The 22,842-nt window shown below is 70.4% G+C and carries 31 protein-coding genes and 1 pseudogene; 3 read left to right on the top strand and 29 right to left on the bottom strand.

From position 1 onward, the window contains the following. Nucleotides 1-24 precede the first annotated feature (24 nt). From rplO to ACFWN3_RS14230, 23 genes and pseudogenes are all read right to left on the bottom strand, one after another. Entirely contained in the window at nucleotides 25-513 is a 489-nt protein-coding gene (gene rplO, locus ACFWN3_RS14340; protein ID WP_377640670.1) for a 50S ribosomal protein L15, read from the bottom strand. Nucleotides 514-515: 2 nt separating this feature from the next. After that, nucleotides 516-698, bottom strand: coding sequence for a 50S ribosomal protein L30 (gene rpmD, locus ACFWN3_RS14335; protein ID WP_035931789.1), 183 nt, complete (start codon nucleotides 696-698; stop codon nucleotides 516-518). After that, nucleotides 698-1,348: a 30S ribosomal protein S5 gene (rpsE, locus tag ACFWN3_RS14330; RefSeq protein WP_377640668.1), complete on the bottom strand. Its 651-nt coding sequence runs from the start codon at nucleotides 1,346-1,348 to the stop codon at nucleotides 698-700. The genes rpmD and rpsE overlap by 1 nt, the downstream gene beginning before the upstream one ends. A gap of 43 nt (nucleotides 1,349-1,391) precedes the next feature. Continuing rightward, nucleotides 1,392-1,766 carry a 50S ribosomal protein L18 gene (gene rplR / locus ACFWN3_RS14325; RefSeq protein ID WP_377640666.1) on the bottom strand — a complete coding sequence of 125 codons (375 nt, stop codon included), beginning with the start codon at nucleotides 1,764-1,766 and terminating at the stop codon, nucleotides 1,392-1,394. A 3-nt stretch (nucleotides 1,767-1,769) separates the two neighbouring features. Further along, a complete protein-coding gene (gene rplF / locus ACFWN3_RS14320; protein ID WP_377640664.1) occupies nucleotides 1,770-2,306 on the bottom strand; it encodes a 50S ribosomal protein L6 in 537 nt (178 codons plus the stop codon). A gap of 12 nt (nucleotides 2,307-2,318) precedes the next feature. After that, a complete protein-coding gene (rpsH, locus tag ACFWN3_RS14315; protein WP_377640662.1) occupies nucleotides 2,319-2,717 on the bottom strand; it encodes a 30S ribosomal protein S8 in 399 nt (132 codons plus the stop codon). A 148-nt stretch (nucleotides 2,718-2,865) separates the two neighbouring features. Beyond that, entirely contained in the window at nucleotides 2,866-3,051 is a 186-nt protein-coding gene (locus ACFWN3_RS14310; RefSeq protein ID WP_145229691.1) for a type Z 30S ribosomal protein S14, read from the bottom strand. A 3-nt stretch (nucleotides 3,052-3,054) separates the two neighbouring features. After that, entirely contained in the window at nucleotides 3,055-3,615 is a 561-nt protein-coding gene (gene rplE, locus ACFWN3_RS14305) for a 50S ribosomal protein L5 (protein ID WP_377640660.1), read from the bottom strand. Between the two features lie 5 nt (nucleotides 3,616-3,620). Further along, nucleotides 3,621-3,968 carry a 50S ribosomal protein L24 gene (gene rplX / locus ACFWN3_RS14300; RefSeq protein ID WP_377640658.1) on the bottom strand — a complete coding sequence of 116 codons (348 nt, stop codon included), beginning with the start codon at nucleotides 3,966-3,968 and terminating at the stop codon, nucleotides 3,621-3,623. A 3-nt stretch (nucleotides 3,969-3,971) separates the two neighbouring features. After that, the gene (gene rplN / locus ACFWN3_RS14295; protein ID WP_377640656.1) at nucleotides 3,972-4,340 is read right to left on the bottom strand and encodes a 50S ribosomal protein L14; all 369 of its coding nucleotides are present in this window, start codon (nucleotides 4,338-4,340) and stop codon (nucleotides 3,972-3,974) included. 64 nt (nucleotides 4,341-4,404) lie between these two features. Continuing rightward, complete coding sequence (rpsQ, locus tag ACFWN3_RS14290) at nucleotides 4,405-4,704, bottom strand: 30S ribosomal protein S17 (protein WP_377640654.1); 300 nt, start codon at nucleotides 4,702-4,704, stop codon at nucleotides 4,405-4,407. Between the two features lie 20 nt (nucleotides 4,705-4,724). Beyond that, a pseudogene (rpmC, locus tag ACFWN3_RS14285) lies at nucleotides 4,725-4,937 on the bottom strand (50S ribosomal protein L29); the annotation flags it as partial. Continuing rightward, nucleotides 4,937-5,356, bottom strand: a complete 420-nt coding sequence (gene rplP, locus ACFWN3_RS14280; protein ID WP_377640652.1) for a 50S ribosomal protein L16 — start codon at nucleotides 5,354-5,356, stop codon at nucleotides 4,937-4,939. The pseudogene rpmC and the gene rplP, both read right to left, overlap by 1 nt. A gap of 2 nt (nucleotides 5,357-5,358) precedes the next feature. Next, on the bottom strand, nucleotides 5,359-6,165 hold the full coding sequence (gene rpsC, locus ACFWN3_RS14275; protein WP_377640650.1) for a 30S ribosomal protein S3: 807 nt from the start codon (nucleotides 6,163-6,165) through the stop codon (nucleotides 5,359-5,361). Further along, nucleotides 6,165-6,560, bottom strand: coding sequence for a 50S ribosomal protein L22 (gene rplV / locus ACFWN3_RS14270; RefSeq protein ID WP_377640648.1), 396 nt, complete (start codon nucleotides 6,558-6,560; stop codon nucleotides 6,165-6,167). The genes rpsC and rplV overlap by 1 nt, the downstream gene beginning before the upstream one ends. Beyond that, a complete protein-coding gene (gene rpsS, locus ACFWN3_RS14265) occupies nucleotides 6,560-6,841 on the bottom strand; it encodes a 30S ribosomal protein S19 (RefSeq protein ID WP_009775961.1) in 282 nt (93 codons plus the stop codon). Before rpsS ends, rplV begins: the two co-directional genes overlap by 1 nt. Nucleotides 6,842-6,856: 15 nt before the next feature. Then, nucleotides 6,857-7,693, bottom strand: a complete 837-nt coding sequence (rplB, locus tag ACFWN3_RS14260; RefSeq protein WP_377640646.1) for a 50S ribosomal protein L2 — start codon at nucleotides 7,691-7,693, stop codon at nucleotides 6,857-6,859. Nucleotides 7,694-7,715: 22 nt separating this feature from the next. Next, nucleotides 7,716-8,015 (bottom strand): 50S ribosomal protein L23, encoded by a 300-nt coding sequence (gene rplW / locus ACFWN3_RS14255; protein WP_377640644.1) that lies wholly within the window; start codon nucleotides 8,013-8,015, stop codon nucleotides 7,716-7,718. Continuing rightward, nucleotides 8,012-8,977: a 50S ribosomal protein L4 gene (rplD, locus tag ACFWN3_RS14250; protein ID WP_377640642.1), complete on the bottom strand. Its 966-nt coding sequence runs from the start codon at nucleotides 8,975-8,977 to the stop codon at nucleotides 8,012-8,014. Before rplD ends, rplW begins: the two co-directional genes overlap by 4 nt. 5 nt (nucleotides 8,978-8,982) lie before the next feature. Then, nucleotides 8,983-9,639 (bottom strand): 50S ribosomal protein L3, encoded by a 657-nt coding sequence (gene rplC / locus ACFWN3_RS14245; RefSeq protein ID WP_377640640.1) that lies wholly within the window; start codon nucleotides 9,637-9,639, stop codon nucleotides 8,983-8,985. Between the two features lie 10 nt (nucleotides 9,640-9,649). Then, a complete protein-coding gene (gene rpsJ / locus ACFWN3_RS14240; protein WP_012867945.1) occupies nucleotides 9,650-9,958 on the bottom strand; it encodes a 30S ribosomal protein S10 in 309 nt (102 codons plus the stop codon). 383 nt (nucleotides 9,959-10,341) lie between these two features. Continuing rightward, complete coding sequence (locus ACFWN3_RS14235; protein ID WP_377640638.1) at nucleotides 10,342-11,931, bottom strand: protein kinase; 1,590 nt, start codon at nucleotides 11,929-11,931, stop codon at nucleotides 10,342-10,344. Nucleotides 11,932-11,997: 66 nt separating this feature from the next. After that, nucleotides 11,998-12,888, bottom strand: coding sequence for an EamA family transporter (locus ACFWN3_RS14230; protein ID WP_377640636.1), 891 nt, complete (start codon nucleotides 12,886-12,888; stop codon nucleotides 11,998-12,000). A 72-nt stretch (nucleotides 12,889-12,960) separates the two neighbouring features. Here ACFWN3_RS14230 and ACFWN3_RS14225 point away from each other — a divergent pair, with 72 nt between their 5' ends. From ACFWN3_RS14225 to ACFWN3_RS14215, 3 genes are all read left to right on the top strand, one after another. Next, nucleotides 12,961-13,893 carry a LysR family transcriptional regulator gene (locus ACFWN3_RS14225; protein WP_377640634.1) on the top strand — a complete coding sequence of 311 codons (933 nt, stop codon included), beginning with the start codon at nucleotides 12,961-12,963 and terminating at the stop codon, nucleotides 13,891-13,893. Further along, nucleotides 13,890-14,456, top strand: coding sequence for a GNAT family N-acetyltransferase (locus ACFWN3_RS14220; RefSeq protein WP_377640633.1), 567 nt, complete (start codon nucleotides 13,890-13,892; stop codon nucleotides 14,454-14,456). The genes ACFWN3_RS14225 and ACFWN3_RS14220 overlap by 4 nt, the downstream gene beginning before the upstream one ends. 106 nt (nucleotides 14,457-14,562) lie before the next feature. Then, a complete protein-coding gene (locus ACFWN3_RS14215) occupies nucleotides 14,563-15,405 on the top strand; it encodes a hypothetical protein (protein ID WP_377640631.1) in 843 nt (280 codons plus the stop codon). Between the two features lie 87 nt (nucleotides 15,406-15,492). Here the strand turns inward: ACFWN3_RS14215 and tuf are convergent, their stop codons facing one another. The 6 genes from tuf to ACFWN3_RS14185 form a co-directional block, all read right to left on the bottom strand. After that, nucleotides 15,493-16,689, bottom strand: coding sequence for an elongation factor Tu (tuf, locus tag ACFWN3_RS14210; protein WP_377640630.1), 1,197 nt, complete (start codon nucleotides 16,687-16,689; stop codon nucleotides 15,493-15,495). Between the two features lie 119 nt (nucleotides 16,690-16,808). Next, entirely contained in the window at nucleotides 16,809-18,923 is a 2,115-nt protein-coding gene (gene fusA / locus ACFWN3_RS14205; RefSeq protein WP_377640628.1) for an elongation factor G, read from the bottom strand. Between the two features lie 109 nt (nucleotides 18,924-19,032). Continuing rightward, nucleotides 19,033-19,503, bottom strand: coding sequence for a 30S ribosomal protein S7 (rpsG, locus tag ACFWN3_RS14200; RefSeq protein WP_377640625.1), 471 nt, complete (start codon nucleotides 19,501-19,503; stop codon nucleotides 19,033-19,035). Further along, a complete protein-coding gene (rpsL, locus tag ACFWN3_RS14195; protein ID WP_377640623.1) occupies nucleotides 19,503-19,877 on the bottom strand; it encodes a 30S ribosomal protein S12 in 375 nt (124 codons plus the stop codon). The genes rpsG and rpsL overlap by 1 nt, the downstream gene beginning before the upstream one ends. A 301-nt stretch (nucleotides 19,878-20,178) precedes the next feature. Further along, on the bottom strand, nucleotides 20,179-20,712 hold the full coding sequence (locus tag ACFWN3_RS14190) for a GNAT family N-acetyltransferase (protein WP_377640621.1): 534 nt from the start codon (nucleotides 20,710-20,712) through the stop codon (nucleotides 20,179-20,181). A 68-nt stretch (nucleotides 20,713-20,780) separates the two neighbouring features. Further along, a complete protein-coding gene (locus tag ACFWN3_RS14185) occupies nucleotides 20,781-22,685 on the bottom strand; it encodes a right-handed parallel beta-helix repeat-containing protein (protein ID WP_377640619.1) in 1,905 nt (634 codons plus the stop codon). Nucleotides 22,686-22,842 lie beyond the last annotated feature (157 nt).

The raw sequence follows: 22,842 nt of genomic DNA, 5'->3' as shown, positions 1-22,842 counted from the left end.
CGGCGTGTGGTCGACACAGAGGGGTCAGGCGGTCGTCGCCGAGCCGCCCGCCGCCTCGATCTTCTGCTTGGCGCTCGCGGAGAACGCGTCGGCCGTCACGTTGACGGCCACGGCGATCTCGCCGGTGCCGAGCACCTTGACGAGCTGCCCGTCGCGGACCGCACCCTTGGCCACGAGGTCCTCGACCGAGACGTCCCCACCCTGCGGGTAGAGCGCGTTCAGCTTGTCGAGGTTCACGACCTGGTACTCGGTCTTGAACGGGTTCTTGAAGCCACGCAGCTTCGGGAACCGCATGTGCAGCGGGGTGGTCCCGCCCTGGAAGCCCACCGAGACCTGGTACCGGGCCTTGGTGCCCTTGGTCCCGCGGCCGGCGGTCTTGCCACGCTTGCCACCCTCACCACGACCCACGCGGATCTTGGGGGACTTGGCACCGGGAGCCGGGCGAAGGTGGTGCACCTTCAGCGCCGCGGCACCCTCGCCGGCCGCCTTCGCGGCCTTCGTGGTGTCAGCCATGATCACTCCACCTCCTCGACCGCGACCAGGTGGGTCACGGTCTTGACCATCCCGCGGATCTCGGGACGGTCCTCCTTGACGACGACGTCGCCGATGCGCTTCAGACCGAGGCTGCGCAGCGTGTCACGCTGGTTCTGCTTGCCACCGATCTCGGAACGGGTCTGGGTCACCTTCAGTCGCGCCATCATGCACCGGCCTTGGCCTCGGCGATGCCGGCGGCCTGGGCCCGCAGCATCGCGGCGGGGGCGACCCGGTCCACGGGCAGGCCACGGCGCGCCGCGACCTCCTCGGGGCGCTCGAGACCCTTGAGGGCCTCGACCGTCGCGTGGACGATGTTGATCGCGTTGCTCGAGCCGAGGCTCTTGGACAGCACGTCGTGGATGCCGGCGCACTCGAGCACCGCGCGGACCGGACCACCGGCGATGACACCGGTACCGGGGCTGGCGGGGCGGAGCATGACGACACCGGCGGCGGCCTCACCCTGGACGGGGTGGGGGATGGTGCCCTGGATGCGCGGGACCTTGAAGAACTCCTTCTTGGCCTCCTCGACACCCTTGGCGATCGCCGCGGGCACCTCCTTGGCCTTGCCGTAGCCGACACCGACGGTGCCGTCGCCGTCACCGACGACGACGAGCGCGGTGAAGCTGAAGCGGCGGCCACCCTTGACGACCTTGGCGACGCGGTTGATGGTCACCACGCGCTCGACGTACTGGCTCTTCTCGGGCTCGCGGCCGTCACGGCCGCGACGGTCTCCGTCACGGCCCTGGCCGCCACGGCGGTCGCCGCGCTCGGCGGTGGCGGGTCCGCCGGTGCCTCGACGCTGGGGTCCGGGCATCAGATGTTCCTCATCTCGACAGTGGTGGTCTGGTTGGCGGTGGTCACAGGGACAGCCCGCCTTCCCGTGCGCCGTCCGCGATGGCGGCGACGCGACCGTGGTACTTGTTGCCGCCGCGGTCGAAGACGACCGCCTCGACGCCGGCAGCCTTGGCCCGCTCGGCGACGAGCTCGCCGACCTTCTTGGCCTTGGCGGTCTTGTCACCCTCGATGGTGCGCACGTCGGCCTCCATCGTCGAGGCGGACGCGACCGTCTTGCCGACGGTGTCGTCGACGACCTGGACGAAGACGTGGCGCGCGGAGCGCGACACGACCAGGCGCGGACGCCCGGCGGTACCGGTGACGTTCTTGCGCACGCGGAAGTGACGACGACCGCGCGCGGCGCTCTTGCTCTTGGCGCGCTTGACGATCAGTGCCATGGCTTACTTACCAGCCTTTCCGACCTTGCGGCGGATCTGCTCGCCCGCGTAGCGGACGCCCTTGCCCTTGTACGGGTCGGGCTTGCGGAGCTTGCGGATGTTCGCGGCGACCTCGCCGACGAGCTGCTTGTCGATGCCCTGGACCGAGAACCGGGTCTGGTTCTCGACCGCGAAGGTGATCCCCGCGGGGGGCTCGACGGTGATGGAGTGCGAGTAGCCGAGGGCGAACTCGAGGTTGGAGCCCTTGGCCAGCACGCGGTAGCCGGTGCCGTGGATCTCGAGCTTCTTCTCGTAGCCCTCGGTGACACCGAGCACCATGTTGTTGATGAGCGAGCGGGTCAGGCCGTGGAGCGAGCGCGAACCGCGCGCGTCGTCCGGGCGCTTGACCTCGAGCGAGCCGTCGGCCTGCTCGACCGTGATCGGCTCGGCGACGACGACGCTGAGCTCGCCCTTGGGGCCCTTGACCTTCACGGTCTGGCCGTCGATGGCGACATCGACGCCGGAGGGCACGCTGACGGGGAGACGTCCGATGCGGGACATGGCAGCTACCCCTTACCAGATGTAGGCGAGGACTTCCCCACCCACACCCTTGTTGGCGGCCTGACGATCGGTCAGCAGGCCGGAGGACGTCGAGATGATCGCGACACCGAGGCCACCGAGAACCTTGGGCAGGTTGGTGGACTTGGCGTACACGCGCAGGCCGGGCTTGGAGACGCGGCGCACTCCGGCGATGGAGCGCTCGCGGTTGGGCCCGTACTTGAGGTTCACCGTGAGGGTCTTGCCCACCTCGGCGTCCTCGACGGCCCAGCCGGCGATGTAGCCCTCGGCCTCGAGGATCTCGGCGATGTGGCTCTTGAGCTTCGAGAACGGCATGGAGACTGCGTCCTTGTGCGCCGAGTTGGCGTTGCGGACGCGGGTCAACATGTCCGCGATCGGGTCGGTCATGGTCATTGGGCTTCTCCGCCCTCTCTCAGCACGGTTTCCTCCCGGCCCTTCACGGGCCGGGCGGACCTGCGCTGTAGATGGTCTGTTTCGTGGGGGTGCCGCGGGAGTGCGGCGGGGTGGGGACGGCGACCTGGTGGCCGGTCGTCCCCGCGAGTCACCAGCTGGACTTGGTCACGCCGGGGAGCTCGCCGCGGTGGGCCATCTCCCGCAGGCAGATCCGGCACAGGCCGAACTTGCGGTAGACCGAGTGCGGACGGCCGCAGCGCTGGCAGCGCGTGTAGCCGCGGACCGCGAACTTCGGCTTCTTGTTCGCCTTGTTGACGAGGGCAGTCTTGGCCATTGCTCAGTTCTCCTTGAACGGGAAGCCGAGCGCCTTGAGCAGCGCGCGCCCCTCGTCGTCGTTCGTCGCGGTCGTGACGACCGTGATGTCCATGCCGCGGACGCGGTCGATCTTGTCCTGGTCGATCTCGTGGAACATCGACTGCTCGGTGAGACCGAACGTGTAGTTGCCCCGGCCGTCGAACTGCTTCGGCGACAGGCCGCGGAAGTCACGGATGCGCGGGAGCGCGGTGCTGACGAGGCGGTCGAGGAACTCCCACATGCGGTCGCCGCGCAGCGTGGTGTGCGTGCCGATGGGCATGCCCTCACGCAGCTTGAACTGGGCGATCGACTTGCGGGCCTTGGTGACCACCGGCTTCTGGCCGGTGATGGCGGTGAGGTCGCGGACAGCACCCTCGATGAGCTTGCTGTCCTTCGCGGCGTCACCGACACCCATGTTGACGACGACCTTGACGACACCGGGGACCTGCATGACGTTCGCGTAGCCGAACTGCTCGAACAGGGAGCCCTTGATCTCGTCGTGGTAGCGCGCCTTCAGGCGCGGCGTGGTTGCGGTCTCAGCCATCTCTCTCACAGGTCCTTGCCCGAGCGGGTGCCGACGCGGACGCGGGTCGCCTTCTGGCGCCCGTCACGCTCGACGGTCTCGACGCGGGTCTTGATCCGGGTGGGCTTGTTGTCGGACGGGTCGACGACGGCCACGTTGCTCACGTGGATCGGCGCCTCCTGGACGACGAGGCCACCGGTGCGGCTGCCCCGGGACGACTGGCCGGCCTTGGTGTGCCGGGTGACCCGGTTGACGCCCTCGACCGTGACGCGGCCGGTCTCGCGGTTCACCGAGATGACCTTGCCGGTCTGGCCCTTGTCCTTGCCGGTGAGCACCTGGACGGTGTCACCCTTCTTGATCTTCATCGACGCCATGGCTCAGAGCACCTCCGGGGCAAGGCTGATGATCTTCATGAAGCGCTTCTCGCGCAGCTCGCGGCCGACGGGGCCGAAGATGCGGGTCCCACGCGGGTCGCCGTCGTTCTTGAGGATGACGGCGGCGTTCTCGTCGAACTTGATGTAGGAACCGTCAGCGCGACGGCGCTCCTTCTTGGTGCGGACGATGACCGCCTTGACGACGTCGCCCTTCTTGACGTTGCCGCCGGGGATCGCGTCCTTGACGGTGGCGACGATGGTGTCGCCGATGCCGGCATACCGGCGACCCGAGCCGCCGAGAACACGGATGCACAAGATCTCCTTGGCACCGGTGTTGTCGGCGACGCGAACTCGCGACTCCTGCTGGATCACTTATCTGTCTCCTATACGTCGTGCTGGTTCTCCGCCGCGGGGCGGAGCCTGGCCGAACTGGGGCTTACTTGGCCTTCTCGAGGATCTCCACCAGGCGCCAGCGCTTGGTGGCGCTGAGCGGGCGGGTCTCCATGATGAGGACGCGGTCGCCGACACCGGCGGAGTTGGCCTCGTCGTGCGCCTTGACCTTGGTCGTGCGGCGCATGACCTTGCCGTAGAGCGCGTGCTTGACGCGGTCCTCGACCTCGACGACCACGGTCTTGTCCATCTTGTCGCTGACCACGTACCCCTGGAGGGTCTTGCGGTCGTTGCGCGCGACGGTCTGGGTCACGGTCACGTTCTCATCCTTCGCAGTCTTGCTCACGTGGTCTCACCCTTCACGCCGATGCCGAGCTCGCGCTCGCGCATCTCGGTGTAGATGCGGGCGATGTCCTTGCGGACGGCACGCAGCCGTCCGTGGTTGTCCAGCTGGCCGGTGGCCGACTGGAAGCGGAGGTTGAACAGCTCCTCCTTCGCCTTGCGCAGCTCGTCGACGAGACGCTCGTCGTCGAGACCCCGCAGCTCCTTGGAGACCAGGTCCTTGGATCCGATGGCCATCAGAAGTCACCACCCTCACGCCGGACGAAGCGGCACTTCATCGGCAGCTTGTGCATCGCGAGGCGCATGGCCTCGCGTGCGACGTCCTCCGGGACACCGGAGAGCTCGAACATGACACGACCCGGCTTGACGTTGGCGATCCACCACTCGGGCGAACCCTTACCGGAGCCCATGCGGGTCTCGGCCGGCTTCTTGGTGAGCGGACGGTCCGGGTAGATGTTGATCCAGACCTTTCCGCCACGCTTGATGTAGCGGGTCATCGCGATACGAGCGGACTCGATCTGACGGTTCGTGACGTAGGCGGGCTCGAGAGCCTGGATGCCGTAGTCGCCGAACGCGATGGCCGTACCGCCCTTGGCAGCGCCCGAGCGACCCGGGTGGTGCTGCTTGCGGTGCTTGACTCGACGGGGAATCAGCATGGTCAGGACTCCTCGGTGCTGGCAGCGGCCGGCGCCTCGGTGGCAGCAGGGACCTCGGCCGCGGGGGCCGGGGCGTCGCTGCGACGAGCGCGAGCCGGACGGTCGGGGCCGTCGCGACGCGGTCCACGACCCTGGCGCGGCGCGGTGGCCTGCTGGGCCGCGAGCTCGCGCGCGGTCATGTCGCCCTTGTAGATCCACACCTTGACGCCGATGCGGCCGAAGGTGGTCTTGGCCTCGTAGAAGCCGTAGTCGATCTGCGCGCGCAGGGTGTGCAGCGGCACGCGACCCTCGCGGTAGAACTCGGTACGGCTCATCTCGGCGCCGCCGAGGCGACCGGAGACCTGGACACGGATGCCCTTGGCGCCGGCGCGGGTGGCGGACTGCATGCCCTTGCGCATCGCGCGACGGAAGGAGACACGCGCGCTCAGCTGCTCGGCGATGCCCTGGGCGACGAGCTGCGACTCCTGCTCGGGGTTCTTGACCTCGAGGATGTTCAGCTGCACCTGCTTGCCCGTGAGCTTCTCGAGCTCGCCGCGGATGCGGTCGGCCTCGGCGCCACGGCGACCGATGACGATGCCCGGACGCGCGGTGTGGATGTCGACGCGGACCCGGTCACGGGTGCGCTCGATGTCGACGCGGGCGATGCCGGCGCGGTCCATGCCCTCGGACATGAGCTTGCGGATCGCCACGTCCTCCTTGACGTAGTCGCGGTAGCGCTGGCCCTCCTTGGTGGAGTCCGCGAACCAGCGGCTCTTGTGCTCCGTCGTGATCCCGAGACGGAAGCCGTGCGGGTTGACCTTCTGGCCCATCAGCGAGTGCCTCCGTTCTGGGTGGTGGGCTTGGGGGCGACGACCACGGTGATGTGGCTCGTGCGCTTGTTGATCCGACCGGCGCGGCCCTGGGCCCGCGGACGGAAACGCTTCATGGTGGGGCCCTCGTCGACCGTGGCCGTCGAGACGACGAGCTCGCGCTCGTCGAAGCGCTCGGCGAGCTGGTCGGCCTTGACCCGCGCGTTGGCGATCGCGGACTCGAGGACCTTGCGGACCGGCTCGGCCGCACCCTGCGGCGCGAACTTGAGGACCGACACGGCGTCGGTGGCGTTCTTGCCGCGGATGAGGTCGACGACCCGGCGCGCCTTCTGCGGCGTCACCCGGACGTGGCGGGCGACCGCCCGCGCCTCGATGGTGGTGTTCTCGGTGGCCATCAGCGACGACGCCCCTTCTTGTCGTCCTTGACGTGCCCCTTGAAGGTGCGCGTCGGTGCGAACTCGCCGAGCTTGTGGCCGACCATCGACTCGGTGACGAACACCGGGACGTGCTTGCGGCCGTCGTGGACGGCGAGGGTGTGACCGAGCATGTCGGGCGAGATGACCGACCGGCGCGACCAGGTCTTGATGACGTTCTTGGTGCCCGCTTCGTTCTGGACATCCACCTTCTTCTGCAGGTGGTCGTCGATGAAGGGGCCCTTCTTCAGGCTACGAGGCATTCCAAAGGCTCCTTATCAGCGCTTCTTGCCAGTACGGCGACGACGGACGATGAGCTTGTCGCTCGGCTTGCCGGGGCGGCGGGTGCGGCCCTCGGGCTTGCCCCACGGGGACACCGGGTGGCGTCCACCGGACGTGCGACCCTCACCACCACCGTGCGGGTGGTCGACGGGGTTCATGACGACACCGCGGACGGTCGGGCGCTTGCCCTTCCAGCGCATGCGGCCGGCCTTGCCCCAGTTGATGTTCGACTGCTCGGCGTTGCCGACCTCGCCGACGGTGGCGCGGCAGCGCACGTCGACGTTGCGGATCTCACCGGACGGCATGCGCAGCTGCGCGTAGGGGCCGTCCTTGGCGACGAGCTGCACGCGTACGCCGGCGGAGCGGGCGATCTTCGCACCGCCACCGGGCTTGAGCTCGACGGCGTGGATGACCGTACCGGTCGGGATGTTGCGCAGCGGCAGGCTGTTGCCGGGCTTGATGTCGGCCGCGGGGCCGTTCTCGATCGGCATGCCCTGCTCCAGGCCCTTGGGGGCCAGGATGTAGCGCTTCTCGCCGTCGGCGTAGTGCAGCAGCGCGATGCGGGCGGTGCGGTTGGGGTCGTACTCGATGTGAGCGACCTTGGCCGGGATGCCGTCCTTGTCGTGGCGACGGAAGTCGATGACGCGGTACGCACGCTTGTGTCCACCACCGATGTGGCGGGTCGTGATGCGGCCGTTGTTGTTGCGACCACCGCTCTTGGTCAGCGGACGGACGAGGGACTTCTCGGGGGTGGAGCGGGTGACCTCGACGAAGTCGGCCACGCTCGACCCGCGACGCCCAGGCGTCGTCGGCTTGTACTTGCGGATACCCATGGTGTTCCAGTCCTCAGCTTCCTCAGGCGCCGGCGCTGCCGAAGATGTCGATCGAGCCCTCGCGGAGGGTGACGATCGCGCGCTTGGTGTCCTTGCGCTTCCCGACGCCGAACCGCGTCCGACGGGCCTTGCCCTTGCGGTTCATGGTGTGCACCGAGTCGACCTTGACGCCGAAGATGTTCTCGACGGCGATCTTGATCTCGGTCTTGTTCGAACGCGGGTCGACGATGAAGGTGTACTTGCCCTCGTCCAGGAGCCCGTAGGACTTCTCGGACACGACCGGCGCGATCAGGATGTCGCGGGGGTTCTTGCCCTGGCTCACTTGTCGTCCTCCGACTTCTTCTTGCTGCCGGCCTTGGTGAAGCCGGCCTTCTCGGCGGCCTTGGCGTCCTTGAACCAGAACTCGGCGACGGTCTGCTCGTACCAGCGGCCCTCGGGCTCGTGGTAGAGGCCGGAGTCCGCGTTGCCCTTGACGGTGTAGCCCTCGGGGGCCGCGCCGTCCTCGAGGGGCGCGACCGCGCCCTTCGGGAGCGCGACGGCCTCGGCGGCGTCGGCCTCGGGGGCGACGTCGGCGGCCGGGGCCGCCTTCGTGGCCTTCGGCTCCTTGGTCGCCTTCGGGGCCTTGGTGGTGGCCTTCGCGGCCGGGGCCTCGTCCTCGACGACGACGGGGGTCGTCGCGACGACGGCCTGCCCACCACCGACGAAGGTGTCGAAGGCCGCCTTGGTGAAGACGACGTCGTCGGCGCACAGCACGTCGTACGTGTTGAGCTGGTCGACGGCCAGGACGTGGACGTCCGCGAGGTTGCGGACCGACTTCAGCGACACGATGTCGGTGCGGTCGAGGACGACGAGCACGTTGCGGCGCTCGGAGAGCCCGGCCAGCAGCGCCTTCGCGTCCTTGGCCGAGGGGAGCTCGCCGGTGACGAGCGACTCGACGACGTGCACGCGGTCGTGGCGCGCCCGGTCGGAGAGGGCACCGCGCAGGGCGGCGGCCTTCATCTTCTTGGGGGTGCGCTGGGCGTAGTCACGCGGCTGCGGGCCGTGGACGACGCCACCGCCGGCGAACTGCGGCGCACGGGTCGAGCCCTGACGGGCGCGGCCGGTGCCCTTCTGGCGGTACGGCTTGCGACCGCCACCGCGGACCTCGCCACGGGTCTTCGTCGAGTGCGTGCCCTGGCGGGCGGCCGCGAGCTGGCCGACGACGACCTGGTGGATCAGCGGGACGTTGGTCTGGACGTCGAAGATCTCCGCGGGGAGCTCGACCTTCAGGGTCTTGGTGGCCATGCGGGTCACGCCCCCTTCGCGGCCGTGCGCACGAGGACGACCGCGCCGCGGGGGCCGGGAACGGCACCCTTGACGAGCAGCAGGCCCTTCTCGGCGTCCACGGCGTGGATCGTGAGGTTCTGGGTGGTCTGGCGCACGCCGCCCATGCGGCCGGCCATGCGCATGCCCTTGAAGACGCGGCCGGGCGTGGAGGCCCCGCCGATCGACCCGGGCTTGCGGTGGTTGCGGTGCGAGCCGTGGGAGGCCGAGACGCCCTTGAAGCCGTGACGCTTCATGACGCCGGCGAAGCCCTTGCCCTTGGTCCGGCCCGTGATGTCGACGCTCTGGCCGACCTCGAAGGTGTCGGGGCCGAGCTCCTGGCCGACGGTGTAGTCGGCGGCGTCGGCCGTGCGGACCTCGACGACGAAGCGGCGCGGCGTGACGCCGGCCTTGTCGAAGTGGCCGGTGAGCGGCTTGGTGACCTTGCGCGGGTCGATCGCGCCGTAGCCGAGCTGCACCGCGGCGTAGCCGTCGGTGTCGGCGTCGCGGACCTGGGTCACGACGTTCGGGCCAGCCTGGATCACGGTGACGGGCACGAGACGGTTCGTCTCGTCCCACACCTGGGTCATGCCGAGCTTGGTGCCCAGCAGGCCCTTCTGGGTCTTGGTGGCAATGGTGGTCATGTCGTCAGCCTCAGAGCTTGATCTCGATGTTGACGTCAGCCGGGAGGTCGAGACGCATCAGCGAGTCGACGGCCTTCGGCGTCGGGTCGATGATGTCGATGAGGCGCTTGTGGGTGCGCATCTCGAAGTGCTCGCGGCTGTCCTTGTACTTGTGGGGCGACCGGATGACGCAGAACACGTTCTTCTCCGTCGGCAGCGGCACGGGGCCGACCACGGTCGCGCCGGCACGGGTGACCGTGTCCACGATCTTGCGCGCCGAGCTGTCGATGACCTCGTGGTCATACGACTTCAAGCGGATGCGGATCTTCTGTCCCGCCATCTGACGTTCCGTCTCTCTCTCGCCGTCCATCTGTCTGTGCCGGTCCCGGGTGGGACCTCCGACCCCCGCGGTCGGGCGTGTCGCCCATTCTCCGCAGTCCGGCGACGCGGTTTCCCGCAGGTCGACCGGAGGATCGGGTGTCCCAGGTGGGACCGGGGCCTGGCACTTCGCGAACCGAGTCGCCCCGCCGTGACGGTTCGAGTCCTCGTCGCGGTGGGCGCCGATCCCGTGAGGGTCCTGCGCACGCCAAGCAACCTGAACAGTGTGCCAGAGGACGCGGTGCCCCTCCAAATCGTGGCTTGTACACCCGGCGACCGTGGCGAGCGCGCACCCGCGGCCGCGTGGCGCGTCGGGCGGCGCACCGCACGGGCGCGGGCCCGGACTCACTCCTGCGTGCTGCGCAGGACCGAGGACCGGTCGATCTTGAGCACCCCGTCCTCCCGGACGAGCCGGTAGGAGGTGCGCTCGACGAACACCCTGCCGTCGGCGTACTCGTACCGGAGGGTGGCCGTGACCCGGTCGGGGGTGGTGGCGTCGACGTCGGACACACCCACCCGGTCGACCTCTCCCCAGAACCGCCCGTAGGCGGAGCGGCTGGACGCCGTCGTGCGCTGGTAGCGCTCGGACAGGCGTGCCCAGCCGGCGTCGAGGTCGTCCGGCAGCAGGGCGTAGTAGGACGTCACCGCCCCACCGAGCTGCGCAGCGGTGGGCGCCCCACCGGTGGCGGGCCGCGTGGGCGACGGGGTGGGGGTCGGCGGGGCCGTCGTCGGCGGAGCGGTCGTCGGGGGCGCCGCGCTCGTCGTCACGGGTGGGCTCGAGGGTGCGCTCGTCGCGGGTGCGGAGCTCGGGGCCGGGGCGCTCGCGGACCGGGTTGGCGAAGCCGTCACGGCGTCCTCGTCGCGCAGCGCCAGCATCCCCACGACGACGCCGGCCACGACGGCGGCGAGGGCGAGCAGCACGATCGCGGGCCGACGACGCCGCTCCCCCACCGGCTGCGTCCCGGTCGGGTCGGGTCCGGGGGTGGCCGCCGGCCCCGCCGGGTGGTCGCGGTCCCGGAAGGCCCACAGGAGGTCCTCGCCCTCGGGCACGGCGCCGTCGGGCGCCACCGGGGGCAGCGAGGACGTCGCCGCGACGACCGGGGGCGCGCCCGCGACGGGACCACCCAGCGGCAGGAGGCGCTCGGCGACCTCGGTCATCGTGGGCCGGTCGTGCTGGTTCGGCGCGAGCATCGCGAGCAGCAGGGAGGAGAGCTCGCCCGACCGCTGCGGCGGTGTGACCTCGCCCGCGGCGACCCGGTGCAGCATCGCCATCGGGTTGTCGTGGTGCCCGAACGGGCCCTGGCCCTCGAGCACGGTGTACAGCGTCGAGCCCAGCGAGAACACGTCGGACGCCGGCGTCGACGGCTCCCCCCTCGCCACCTCGGGCGCGATGTACGCGGGCGTCCCGCTCACCAGGCCCGTCGAGGTCAGTGACGCGTCGCCGAGCGCGTGGGCGATCCCGAAGTCGCTGATCTTCGCGGTGCCGTCGGCGGCGACGAGCACGTTCGCGGGCTTGACGTCGCGGTGGACGATCCCGGCCTCGTGCGCCGCCGCGAGCGCCGTCGCCACCTCCCCGCCGATCCGGGCGACGACCGCGACGTCGAGGGGATCGTCGGCGGACAGCAGCTCGGCCAGGCTCACGGAGGGGAAGTGCTGCATGACGAGGCAGGGCTTGCCCGCGTGCTCGACGACGTCGAAGACCGGGACGGCGTGGGGGTGGTGGAGGCGGGCGGTGATCCGGGCCTCGCGCATCGCTCGGCGCGAGGCCAGCTCGGCGTCGTCGGCGTCGACACCCCAGGGGGCGTGCAGGCGCTTGACCGCCACGTCGCGGCCGAGCCGCTCGTCGTGGGCGAGCCAGACGACGCCCATGCCTCCGGAGCCGATCTGGCGCAGGAGCCGGTACCGCCCCGCGATGAGCTCGTCGGACTCGCTCATGGGACTCCTCGGTGGACTGGTGTCGGGACGGGCGGTCGGCGGTCCGGGCCGCCCGCCTCGCCCTCCCTACCCCGTCAGCCCGGTTCGCACCCGCACGGCCGCGCGCACGCGCGGCCCGAGGACGACGAGGGCCACGCCGAGGACGAGCAGGGCCCCTCCGCCGAGCGCGGTCGGGGTGAGCCGCTCCCCCGCGACGAGCCACGCCGCGGCGATGCCGACGGGCGGCACGAGGAGGGTGAACGGGGCGACCTCGGAGGCCGGGTGGTGCTGGAGGAGCCGGTTCCAGATGCCGTAGCCGACGAGCGAGGCGAGGACCGCCGTGTAGAGCGTCGAGAGCCACGCCGCCGGCGTGAGCTGGGTCAGCGCGTGACCCACGGCCGCCGGGCCGTCGAGGACGAGGGAGAGCGCCAGGAGGGGCAGCGGCACGACGAGGGCGGACCACACGGTGAGCCCGAGCCCGCCCGGGACCTCGAGCCGGCGGACGAGGACGTTCCCCACGGCCCACGACACGGCGGCCCCGACGATGAGCACGAGGGCGACGAGGGGCACGTGTCCGCCGCGGCCGAGGGCCACGACCCCGAGCCCGACGACCCCGAGCGCCACCCCGGTCCACTGGAGCAGCGCGGGACGCTCGCCGAGGACCGCCGCGGCGAGGACGACGGTGACGACGGCCTGGAGCTGGAGGACGAGCGAGGCCAGGCCCGGCGGCATCCCGAGGGCCAGGGCCGTGTAGAGCAGGCCGAACTGGCCCAGGCTCATCGCGGCACCCACGGCGAGCACGCTGCGCAGCGGGGCGTCGGGCCGGGGGACGAACGGCAGCGCGAGGAGGACCAGGCCGAAGCGCATCGTGAGGAACAGCAGCGGCGGGACGTCGCGCAGCCCCCAGTCGATGACGACGAAGTTGGCGCCCCACAGGACCATGACGAGGCAGGCGGCGAGGACGTCCTTGAGGGGCACGGGCCCATCCTCGCCTCCCTCATCGTGAAGCACCAGCGACGCCTCCTCCACGAGTCCGTGTAGCGTTGCTGCATGATCGCCGTCGAGCACCTCGTGACGTTGTCGGCCGTGCGCCGCACCGGCTCGATCGGCGGTGCGGCGGCCGAGCTCGGGTACACGCCCTCGGCCGTCTCGCAGCAGGTCAAGCGGCTCGAGCGCCGCGTCGGGGGTGCCGTCCTCGACCGCGTCGGGCGCGGGGTCGTCCTCACCGAGCTGGGGCGCCACCTCGTCGACGAGGGGTCCGACATCCTCGCGCGGCTCGAGGCCCTCGAGTCCGGGCTCGGCCGGGTCGCCGGGGGGCCCGTCACGGGGGCCGTCCGCCTCGTCGCCTTCTCCACGGCCGTCCGGGGGCTCGTCGCCCCCACCCTGCGCCGGCTGCGCATGCAGGAGCCGCTGCTCGACGTCACGGTCGTCGAGCACGACCCGCACGAGGCGATCGACCTGGTGGCGTCGGGCGGCGCCGATGCGGCCCTCGTCCACAACTGGGGCGACCTCCCGCTGCCGTTCCCGGCCCACGTCGAGGTCGTGACCCTGGGCGTCGACACGGCTGACGTGCTCGTCCCGGCCGACCACCCGCTCGCCGGGGCCGCCAGTGCCTCCGCCCTCGAGCTGGCCGACGCCGAGTGGGTCTGCGCCCCCGAGGGCTCGGTGTGCCACGGCTGGCTGACCCACATGTTCGACCTCCACGGCCGCCGCCCCCTGATCCGCCACTGGTCGATGGAGTTCTCCTCGCACGTGGGCCTGGTCGCCGAGGGGGTCTGCGTCAGCCTCGTGCCCCGGCTCGGACGCGAGCTCCTGCCGCCGAGCGTCGTCGCCCTGCCCCTCACCGACCCCGTGCCCACCCGGCGCGTGATGATGACGTGGCGCACCTCGATGGCACCCTCCCCCGCCATCGCCCGCGTCCACGAGGCGCTGGTGGCCGAGTCGGCCGGCCGCCTGGCGCCGCCGGCACCGGCCGCGCCGTGAGCCCGCGCCGTCCCCCTCGGGGCAAGCCCGTCCTCACGACCGAGCGGCAGGTCCTGCGTCCGCTGACCTGGGACGACCTCCCCGAGCTCGAGGCCCTCGACGCCGACCCCGACGTCATGCGCCACCTCGACCGGCCCCGCACCCCGGACGAGGTGCGCGACCGCACGCTGGCCCGCCTCGACCCCGCCCACGACGCGATGGGTCTGGGCTACTGGGCCGGTCTCGAGCGGGGACGGTTCGTCGGCTGGTGGCTGCTCACCCCCGAGGGCCCCGGACTGGCCGAGATCGGGTGGCGGCTCCATCCGTGGGCGTGGGGCCGGGGCCTGGCGAGCGAGGGGGCGCGCGCCGTGCTCGACCACGGCTTCGCCACCGTGGGCCTCGAGCGGGTCGTCGCCGAGACGATGGTCGTCAACCTCGGCAGCCGCGGCGTGATGCGCCGGATCGGCATGCGCCACACGGGCGTCGAGCACCGCGCGTGGGAGAACCCCCTCCCCGGCTCCGAGCAGGGCGAATGGCTCGCCGAGCTGACCCGGGGGCAGTGGGAGCAGGACCGGCAGGACTGACCCGACCGGCTCCCGGAGTACCCACCGAGGTATCACCGGAGGCCCTCGAGCCCTCCTCACCTCCACGCCGGGCCTCCCCCCGGCACCGACCATCGCAGGAGGACCCATGACCATCTCGACCCGCACCCGCCGCGCCGCGACCGCCCTCGCAGGGGCCACGGCACTCGCCCTCACCGCCACGGCCGCGACCGCCGCCGGCAGCTCGCCGAACCCCGGCGCCCCGACCTCCGACGTCGACGCCCCCGCGGTGTCCGCGCTGTTCCCCCCGGGGTCGGAGTCGCAGCTCGTCGGCGTCACGCCGTGTCGCATCATCGACACCCGTGAGAACGGAGGCGCCCTCGTCTCCGGCCAGCGCACCTTCGACGCCACCCTCGCCAGCTACGCCGTGCAGGGGGGCAAGGCCGGCTCGTGCGACCTGCCCACCTCCGCGGGGGTCGTCACGGCGATCCAGCTGAACCTCGGGGCGATCTCGAGGAACAACAAGACGAGCGACATCAAGGGCTGGGCGACCGGCACCCCCGAGCCGCTGGCCTCGCTCGTCAACTACAACCCGGCCGGCCCCGTCGCCAACATGGTGACGGTCCCCGTCAACGCCAGCGGCCAGTTCACGCTGAAGACGCCGGGGGCCGCGCACATCTTCGCCGACGTGGCGGGCTTCTTCGTCAAGCCGCTCTACGCCGCGATCAGCCCGTCCGGCGGGATCTACAGCGCGACCGCCTCGGGCGTGACCGGCTCGGCACGCTCGAGCGAGGGCGTCTACACGGTGACCTTCAACCGTGACGTCGAGCGCTGCGCCGCCGCCGCCACCGACATCATCTTCGCCAGCACGCGCGAGGTCACCGTCGACAACGGCTTCGCCGCGGACGCGAACACCGCCACGGTCTACGTGCGCAACTCCTCGACCGGCGCGCTGGAGGACTCGTACTTCTACATCAGCCAGACCTGCTGACCGCGACCCGGACGACGGCGAAGGGCCCGCACCCCCGATCGGGGTGCGGGCCCTTCGACGAGCCGCCGGGACGAACCCGGCGTCAGGTCACTTGTTGATCTTGGTGACCCGGCCGGCGCCGACGGTGCGGCCTCCCTCGCGGATGGCGAACTTGAGGCCCTCCTCCATCGCGATGGGCTGGATGAGCTCGACGGACATCTCGGTGTTGTCACCGGGCATGACCATCTCGGTGCCCTCGGGCAGCTTCACGACACCGGTGACGTCGGTGGTGCGGAAGTAGAACTGCGGGCGGTAGTTGTCGTAGAACGGCGTGTGACGGCCACCCTCGTCCTTGCCGAGGATGTAGACGTTCGCGTCGAACTCGGTGTGCGGGGTGATCGACCCCGGCTTGACGACGACCTGGCCGCGCTCGACGTCCTCGCGCTTGATGCCACGAAGGAGCAGGCCGACGTTCTCGCCCGCACGACCCTCGTCGAGGAGCTTGCGGAACATCTCGATGCCGGTGGCGACGGTCTTGGCCGGCGGGCCGGTGTGGATGCCGACGATCTCGACCTCCTCGTTGACCTTGAGGATGCCGCGCTCGATGCGACCGGTGACGACGGTGCCACGACCGGTGATCGTGAAGACGTCCTCGACGGGCATGAGGAACGGCTTCTCCGTCTCGCGCTCCGGCTCGGGGATGTAGGTGTCGACCGCGTCCATCAGCTCGAGGACGGTCTTGCCCCACTCGGCGTCGCCCTCGAGGGCCTTGAGCGCCGAGACCTTGACGACCGGGAGGTCGTCGCCCGGGAACTCGTAGGCCGAGAGGAGCTCACGGACCTCCATCTCGACGAGCTCGAGGATCTCCTCGTCGTCGACCATGTCGGCCTTGTTGAGCGCCACGACGACGTAGGGGACGCCGACCTGGCGGGCCAGGAGGACGTGCTCCTTCGTCTGCGGCATCGGGCCGTCGGTGGCGGCGACCACGAGGATCGCGCCGTCCATCTGCGCCGCACCCGTGATCATGTTCTTCACGTAGTCGGCGTGACCCGGGCAGTCGACGTGGGCGTAGTGACGACCCTCGGTCTGGTACTCGATGTGCGCGATGGAGATGGTGATGCCGCGCTGCTTCTCCTCGGGCGCCTTGTCGATGTCGTCGAACGCGAACTGCGGGTTCAGGTCCGGGTACTTGTCGTGCAGGACCTTGGAGATCGCAGCCGTCAGCGTCGTCTTACCGTGGTCGATGTGACCGATGGTGCCGATGTTGACGTGCGGCTTGGTCCGCTCGAACTTTGCCTTCGCCACTTGATGTCCTCCTCAGGACTCTGTATCAGTGAACGCCGTTACGACCGGGCAGGACGTGGCGTCGTCTTTGGGGGTTGGTTGGATGCTTCTCGGATGGAGACCAGCGACCAGTCTAGCGGTCACTCGCCTCGCGTCTTCTTGATGATCTCCTCGGCCACCGACTTGGGGACCTCGGCGTAGGAGTCGAACTCCATCGAGTAGTTCGCACGACCCTGGGTCTTGGACCGCAGGTCGCCGACGTACCCGAACATCTCGGACAGCGGGACCAGGCCGCGCACGACCTTGGCACCGCTGATGTCCTCCATGGCCTGGATGTGGCCACGGCGGGAGTTGATGTCGCCGATGACGTCGCCCATGTAGTCCTCGGGCGTGCGCACCTCGACGGCCATCATCGGCTCGAGGAGGACCGGCTCGCACTTGCGGACGGCCTCCTTGAGCGCCATGGAGCCGGCGATCTTGAACGCCATCTCCGAGGAGTCGACGTCGTGGTACGCACCGTCGAGCAGGGTCGCCTTGATGCCGACGAGCGGGTAGCCCGCGAGCACGCCGTACTGCATGGCGTCCTGGATGCCGGCGTCGACCGAGGGGATGTACTCGCGCGGGATGCGGCCACCGGTGACCTTGTTCGAGAACTCGTACAGCTCGCCCTCGCCCGTGTCGAGCGGCTCGAGCGCGATCTGGACCTTCGCGAACTGGCCCGACCCACCCGTCTGCTTCTTGTGGGTGTAGTCGTACTTGTCGATCGAGCGCTTGATGGTCTCGCGGTACGCGACCTGCGGCTTGCCGACGTTGGCCTCGACCTTGAACTCGCGCCGCATGCGGTCGACGAGGATGTCGAGGTGGAGCTCGCCCATGCCGGCGATGATCGTCTGGCCGGTGTCCTCGTCGAGGTGGACCTGGAAGGTCGGGTCCTCCTCGGCGAGCTTCTGGATCGCCGTGCCGAGCTTGTCCTGGTCACCCTTGGTCTTGGGCTCGATGGCCACCTGGATGACGGGCTCGGGGAAGGTCATCGACTCGAGGACGACCGGGTTGTCGATGTCACACAGGGTGTCACCGGTGGTCGTGGCCTTGAGGCCGATGGCGGCGTAGATGTGGCCCGCGAGGGCGTCGCCGACCGGGTTCTCCTTGTTGGCGTGCATCTGGAACAGCTTCCCGATGCGCTCCTTCTTCACCTTGGTGGAGTTGAGCACCTGGGTGCCCGCGGTGATGTGGCCGGAGTAGACCCGGATGAAGGTCAGGGTGCCGAAGAACGGGTGCGTCGCGACCTTGAAGGCGAGCGCGGAGAACGGCTCGTCCTTGCTCGGCGCGCGGGTGACCGACTCCTCCTCGTTGCCCGGGGCGTGGCCGACCATGGGCGGCACGTCGAGCGGGGAGGGGAGGTAGTCGACGACGGCGTCGAGCATCGGCTGCACGCCACGGTTCTTGAACGCGCTGCCGCACAGGATCGGGTAGACCTCGGAGCGGATCGTCAGCGTGCGGATGCCCGCCTTGATCTCCTCCGGGGTCAGCTCGTTGCCCTCGAGGTACTTCTCCATGAGGGCGTCGTCGGACTCGGCGACGCGCTCGATGAGCTGGTGGCGGTACTCCTCCACCTTCTCGAGCATGTCGGCCGGGATCTCCTGGACCTCGTACTTGGCGCCCATGGTGACGTCACCCTTGGCGTCGCCGGGCCACACGAGGGCGCGGCGGAAGATGAGGTCGACGACACCGACGAAGTCGTTCTCGGCCCCGATCGGCAGCTGGAGCACGAGGGGCTCGGCGCCGAGGCGGTCCTTGATCGTGTCGACCGTGAAGTAGAAGTCCGCGCCGAGCTTGTCCATCTTGTTGATGAAGCAGATGCGGGGGACGTTGTACTTGTCGGCCTGGCGCCAGACGGTCTCGGACTGGGGCTCGACGCCCTCCTTGCCGTCGAAGACGGCGACGGCGCCGTCGAGGACGCGCAGCGAGCGCTCGACCTCGACCGTGAAGTCGACGTGACCGGGGGTGTCGATGATGTTGATCTGCGACCCCTCCCAGAAGGAGGTCACGGCGGCCGAGGTGATCGTGATGCCGCGCTCCTTCTCCTGCTCCATCCAGTCGGTGGTGGAGGCGCCGTCGTGCGTCTCGCCCATCTTCCGGTTGACGCCGGTGTAGAAGAGGATGCGCTCGGTCGCCGTGGTCTTGCCGGCGTCGATGTGCGCCATGATGCCGATGTTGCGGACCTTGTTGAGGTCCGTCAGGACGTCCTGTGCCACGTTCGTGTTCTCGTCTCGTTCGCGGTGTGTGCGGTTTCGGGTGCGCGGCGGTGCGGGCGACCGGTCCCCCGGTGCCCCGCCGGTCGGGCGGGGGCACCGGGGACGCGGGTCACCAGCGGTAGTGCGCGAAGGCCTTGTTCGACTCGGCCATCTTGTGGGTGTCCTCGCGACGCTTCACCGCGGCACCGAGGCCGTTGGACGCGTCGAGGATCTCGTTCATGAGGCGCTCGGTCATCGTCTTCTCACGACGCTGACGCGAGTAGCCGACGAGCCAGCGCAGCGACAGGGTCGTGGCGCGGGTCGGCTTGACCTCGATCGGCACCTGGTAGGTCGCACCGCCGACACGGCGGGACTTGACCTCCAGGGTCGGGCGGATGTTGTCGAGCGCGCGCTTGAGCGTCTGGACCGGGTCGGTACCGGTCTTCTCGCGGCAGCCCTCGAGGGCGCCGTAGACGATCGTCTCGGCGATCGACTTCTTGCCGTCGAGCAGCACCTTGTTGACGAGCGAGGTCACGAGCGGGCTCGCGTAGACCGGGTCGACGACGAGCGGCCGCTTCGGAGCGGGTCCCTTGCGCGGCATCAGCTCTTGCCCTTCTTCGCGCCGTAGCGGCTGCGCGCCTGCTGACGGTTCTTCACGCCCTGGGTGTCGAGGGCGCCTCGGATGATCTTGTACCGGACACCGGGCAGGTCCTTCACGCGACCGCCACGCACGAGCACCATCGAGTGCTCCTGGAGGTTGTGGCCGACGCCGGGGATGTACGCGGTGACCTCGATGCCGCTCGTGAGGCGCACGCGGGCGACCTTGCGGAGGGCGGAGTTCGGCTTCTTGGGGGTGGTCGTGTACACACGCGTGCACACGCCGCGGCGCTGCGGAGAGCCCTTGAGGGCAGGGGTCTTGGCCTTCGTGGCCTTGTCCTGCCGGCCCTTGCGCACCAGCTGGTTGATGGTAGGCAACCTGGTTCCTTTGCTGTCTGGTCGACGCGACGGCGTGGTGCCGTCGCTCCTTGGGTGTCCGGTGCACGACCCCCGTGGTCGGGTGTGTCGCACCGGCTGCTCCTCCCTGCACTCCCCATGGCTGACCCCCGGTGGGGGTCGTGGTGGGGCGCCCGGCAAGAGGTGGGCGAGGCCGTGCTCACCACCTCGCGGTGGGGATCCCGGCTCCAGGGCCTGGACCTAGCCAGACACGGCTCTCAAGAATACCGGCCAGCGGGAAGCGCTCCAAATCGCTTCCCGGCCGGACCCGACCCGAGGTGCCCTACGCACCCTCGAGGTCGAAGGCCGGCGCGTACCGGAAGGGGCCGGCGAGCTCGGGGCGCCACGCCTGCAGGCGCTTGACCTGGAAGAAGCGCTCCTCCCACGGTCCGGGCGACCCGACCCCGTGCCGGGCCGCGGTCTCGAAGCCGAAGTGGGCGTACCAGCCGGGGTCGCCGAGCAGCACGACCGAGGGCTCGTGCCGCTGGTCGGCGGTGACGAGGACGGCGGCCACGAGGGCCGAGCCGATCCCCTCCCCCTGGCGGTCGGGGCGCACGGCGACCGGGCCCAGCCCGACGCTGTGGCCCTCCCCCATGCTCGCCCGGCTGCACACGACGTGACCGACGACCTCGCCGTCGAGCTCGGCGACGAAGGTCAGGGCGTCGATGACGTCCCCCTCGGCCCGCAGCCGGTCCAGGATGCGCGTCTCGAGCGAGCGCGGCGCGCCCTCGGGCACCCCGAACGCGGCGTCGTGCAGCGCGCGGGTGGGCTCCACGTCGCCGGGGAGCTCGCGTCGGATGACGAGGGCGGGGTCCATGGCCCCATCCTCGCAGCCGTCACCGGACCCGCACGACGAGGTGCGGGTCCGGTGGACGGCGGTGGGCGTCAGCCCGTGCGGCCGAAGACCCCGAACCAGCGCACGCCGGCGGGCTGGCCCGCGAGGGCGGCGACGTCGGACGGGAGCGCCGTGGCCGCGGTGCTCGCCCGGCTGCGGACCGACGAGGACAGGGTGCCGTTCGTGGTGACGACGACGGTGCCGTCGTACGCCAGGCTCGTGCCGTCCTGGCCGGTGCCGCTGCGGTGCTGCGCGAGCGTGGTGTAGACCGCGGGGTTGACGTTGATCGTCCCCCGGCTCCACACGGTGAGCCACTTCGAGGTCGAGGTGGTGGCGCGGTTGAACACGTTGCCGTTGCTCGTGACGCCCATCTGGGCGGCGGTGCGCTGGTGGCTGTAGTCCTCGACGCAGAGCACGCAGTTGCCGGTGCTCGTCAGGCCGATGACGTTGTTCCGCACGGTCACCGGTCCGATGAGCCAGGTCATCTCCGGGTCGTTGAGGTAGCGGGTGTCGTCGCCGTAGGAGGTGTTCGAGGGACGGCGCGGGTCCTGCACGATGTTGATCGGCCGGCCGTTGCGCACGACCGTGTTGTTGTAGATGACGACCTTGCTCGTGTTGTTGATCTTCACGCCGTCGCCGCCGTTGTCGGCGATGAGGTTGTTGACGACCGTGCCGCGGGCGCTGATCTCGAGGAAGACCCCGGCGGCCCGGTTGCCGTTGATGTTGCTGTTGAGGATCTTCGTGTCGTAGACCGACACGTCCGACCAGTAGCCCTGGCCGAGGTTGTTCGAGACCGAGCTGTCGACGACGGTGACGCCCCGCGAGCGGCCGGCCTTGATGCCGCCGGAGACGGGGGCGGGGTTGAAGCGCTCGGTGTTGTTGCCGTCGATCCGGCTCTTGACGACCCGGATGCGGTCGGCGGTGGCCGCGTGGACGCCGAGCAGGCCCGAGCGCAGGACGCTGACGTTCGAGAGGACTGCGTCCTCGCGGACGACGCCGAGGCCGATGGTCGAGCTGTCGGTGACGGTGACGTTCTCGAAGCGGACCTTAGGTGCCTCGACGGTGACCGCGCCGATGTGCCAGATGCTCGGGGCGTAGCGGCGGATGCCGATGCCCCGCACGACGCTGGACTCGCCGCGGACCCGCAGCGCCTTCTCGAGCGAGGAGACGCGGACCTCGACGCCGGTCGGGTTCGAGCCGATGTAGAGCTTCGAGGTCGCGGTGTCGAGGAAGAACCGGCCGGCGGTGACCGCGGCGCGCGAGGACACCTGCCGCAGGGCGGCCCCGTTGACCCAGACCTGGTCGGGGTGGGCGGCCATCGGGTAGTCGGGGCTCAGCCAGCGCCAGCCGGCGGCGGTGCCGTCGACGTCGCCCTTGGAGAAGCCGACGCTGGCGTCGAAGCGCTTGGTCCAGCCGTCACGGCGCCACGTGGTGCCGTCCTTGACCCAGCCGCCGACGGCGACGGTGCCGTCGAGCCACACCGCCTCCCTGGGGTAGCTCTGGATCGTCACCTTCTTCGACGCCGTCACCGACTCGGTGTACGTGCCGGCCCGCAGGACGACCGTGCCGCCCGCCGGGGCGAGGACGAGCGCCCGGGCCAGCGTGCGCACGGGGGCGGCGAGGGTGCCCGCCGCGGCGTCGGAGCCCCGGGTCGACACGACGACGGCGCCTGCGGGAACGGCGTACGAGGTGGTGCCCGGAGCGGCCGCGCCGGCGGTGTCGGCGGCGCGCGCCGAGCCGGCGGGCAGGACCTGGGTCCCGGTCGCGGTGGTCGACCCCACGCCCGAGCCGGTCGAGGTGACCGAGCGGGTCGAGACCGGGTCGTCGGCACCGGCCGTCGCGGGCACCGTCAGGGTGACGGACACCAGGGCACCCGCGGCGATGACGCGGGAGACGGAACGGGAGCGGGAGCGGGACGCGGTGGGGGCAGAGAGCAGGTACTGCACCGGGGACATGGGGAATCGCCTTTCAACATTGCCCCTGCAATGTGAACTTCAACTTCCCCTGTAGCGCGAGAACGTACCAGCAGTCACGACCCTCGGGGGGTCATCGACGAAAAGTTCCCAGAGTGTAGACACCCCACCCCGTCCGGGCCCGGCGACACGCCGCTGC

It is taken from the genome of Oryzobacter terrae, from assembly GCF_042756445.1.
GTDB classification, from domain to species: Bacteria; Actinomycetota; Actinomycetes; order Actinomycetales; family Dermatophilaceae; genus Oryzobacter; species Oryzobacter terrae.
Note: the sequence above shows the minus strand (reverse complement) of the source record. Positions and strands in the feature narration are given on the sequence as shown.

Bases quoted from the DNA above. Each gene is read 5' to 3' on its own strand.
- rplO (WP_377640670.1), bottom strand. From the start codon at position 513: ATGGCTGACACCACGAAGGCCGCGAAGGCGGCCGGCGAGGGTGCCGCG.
- rpmD (WP_035931789.1), bottom strand. From the start codon at position 698: ATGGCGCGACTGAAGGTGACCCAGACCCGTTCCGAGATCGGTGGCAAG.
- rpsE (WP_377640668.1), bottom strand. From the start codon at position 1,348: ATGCCCGGACCCCAGCGTCGAGGCACCGGCGGACCCGCCACCGCCGAG.
- rplR (WP_377640666.1), bottom strand. From the start codon at position 1,766: ATGGCACTGATCGTCAAGCGCGCCAAGAGCAAGAGCGCCGCGCGCGGT.
- rplF (WP_377640664.1), bottom strand. From the start codon at position 2,306: ATGTCCCGCATCGGACGTCTCCCCGTCAGCGTGCCCTCCGGCGTCGAT.
- rpsH (WP_377640662.1), bottom strand. From the start codon at position 2,717: ATGACCATGACCGACCCGATCGCGGACATGTTGACCCGCGTCCGCAAC.
- ACFWN3_RS14310 (WP_145229691.1), bottom strand. From the start codon at position 3,051: ATGGCCAAGACTGCCCTCGTCAACAAGGCGAACAAGAAGCCGAAGTTC.
- rplE (WP_377640660.1), bottom strand. From the start codon at position 3,615: ATGGCTGAGACCGCAACCACGCCGCGCCTGAAGGCGCGCTACCACGAC.
- rplX (WP_377640658.1), bottom strand. From the start codon at position 3,968: ATGGCGTCGATGAAGATCAAGAAGGGTGACACCGTCCAGGTGCTCACC.
- rplP (WP_377640652.1), bottom strand. From the start codon at position 5,356: ATGCTGATTCCCCGTCGAGTCAAGCACCGCAAGCAGCACCACCCGGGT.
- rpsC (WP_377640650.1), bottom strand. From the start codon at position 6,165: ATGGGCCAGAAGGTCAACCCGCACGGCTTCCGTCTCGGGATCACGACG.
- rplV (WP_377640648.1), bottom strand. From the start codon at position 6,560: ATGGCCACCGAGAACACCACCATCGAGGCGCGGGCGGTCGCCCGCCAC.
- rpsS (WP_009775961.1), bottom strand. From the start codon at position 6,841: ATGCCTCGTAGCCTGAAGAAGGGCCCCTTCATCGACGACCACCTGCAG.
- rplB (WP_377640646.1), bottom strand. From the start codon at position 7,693: ATGGGTATCCGCAAGTACAAGCCGACGACGCCTGGGCGTCGCGGGTCG.
- rplD (WP_377640642.1), bottom strand. From the start codon at position 8,977: ATGGCCACCAAGACCCTGAAGGTCGAGCTCCCCGCGGAGATCTTCGAC.
- rplC (WP_377640640.1), bottom strand. From the start codon at position 9,639: ATGACCACCATTGCCACCAAGACCCAGAAGGGCCTGCTGGGCACCAAG.
- rpsJ (WP_012867945.1), bottom strand. From the start codon at position 9,958: ATGGCGGGACAGAAGATCCGCATCCGCTTGAAGTCGTATGACCACGAG.
- ACFWN3_RS14235 (WP_377640638.1), bottom strand. From the start codon at position 11,931: ATGAGCGAGTCCGACGAGCTCATCGCGGGGCGGTACCGGCTCCTGCGC.
- ACFWN3_RS14225 (WP_377640634.1), top strand. From the start codon at position 12,961: ATGATCGCCGTCGAGCACCTCGTGACGTTGTCGGCCGTGCGCCGCACC.
- ACFWN3_RS14215 (WP_377640631.1), top strand. From the start codon at position 14,563: ATGACCATCTCGACCCGCACCCGCCGCGCCGCGACCGCCCTCGCAGGG.
- rpsG (WP_377640625.1), bottom strand. From the start codon at position 19,503: ATGCCGCGCAAGGGACCCGCTCCGAAGCGGCCGCTCGTCGTCGACCCG.
- ACFWN3_RS14190 (WP_377640621.1), bottom strand. From the start codon at position 20,712: ATGGACCCCGCCCTCGTCATCCGACGCGAGCTCCCCGGCGACGTGGAG.
- ACFWN3_RS14185 (WP_377640619.1), bottom strand. From the start codon at position 22,685: ATGTCCCCGGTGCAGTACCTGCTCTCTGCCCCCACCGCGTCCCGCTCC.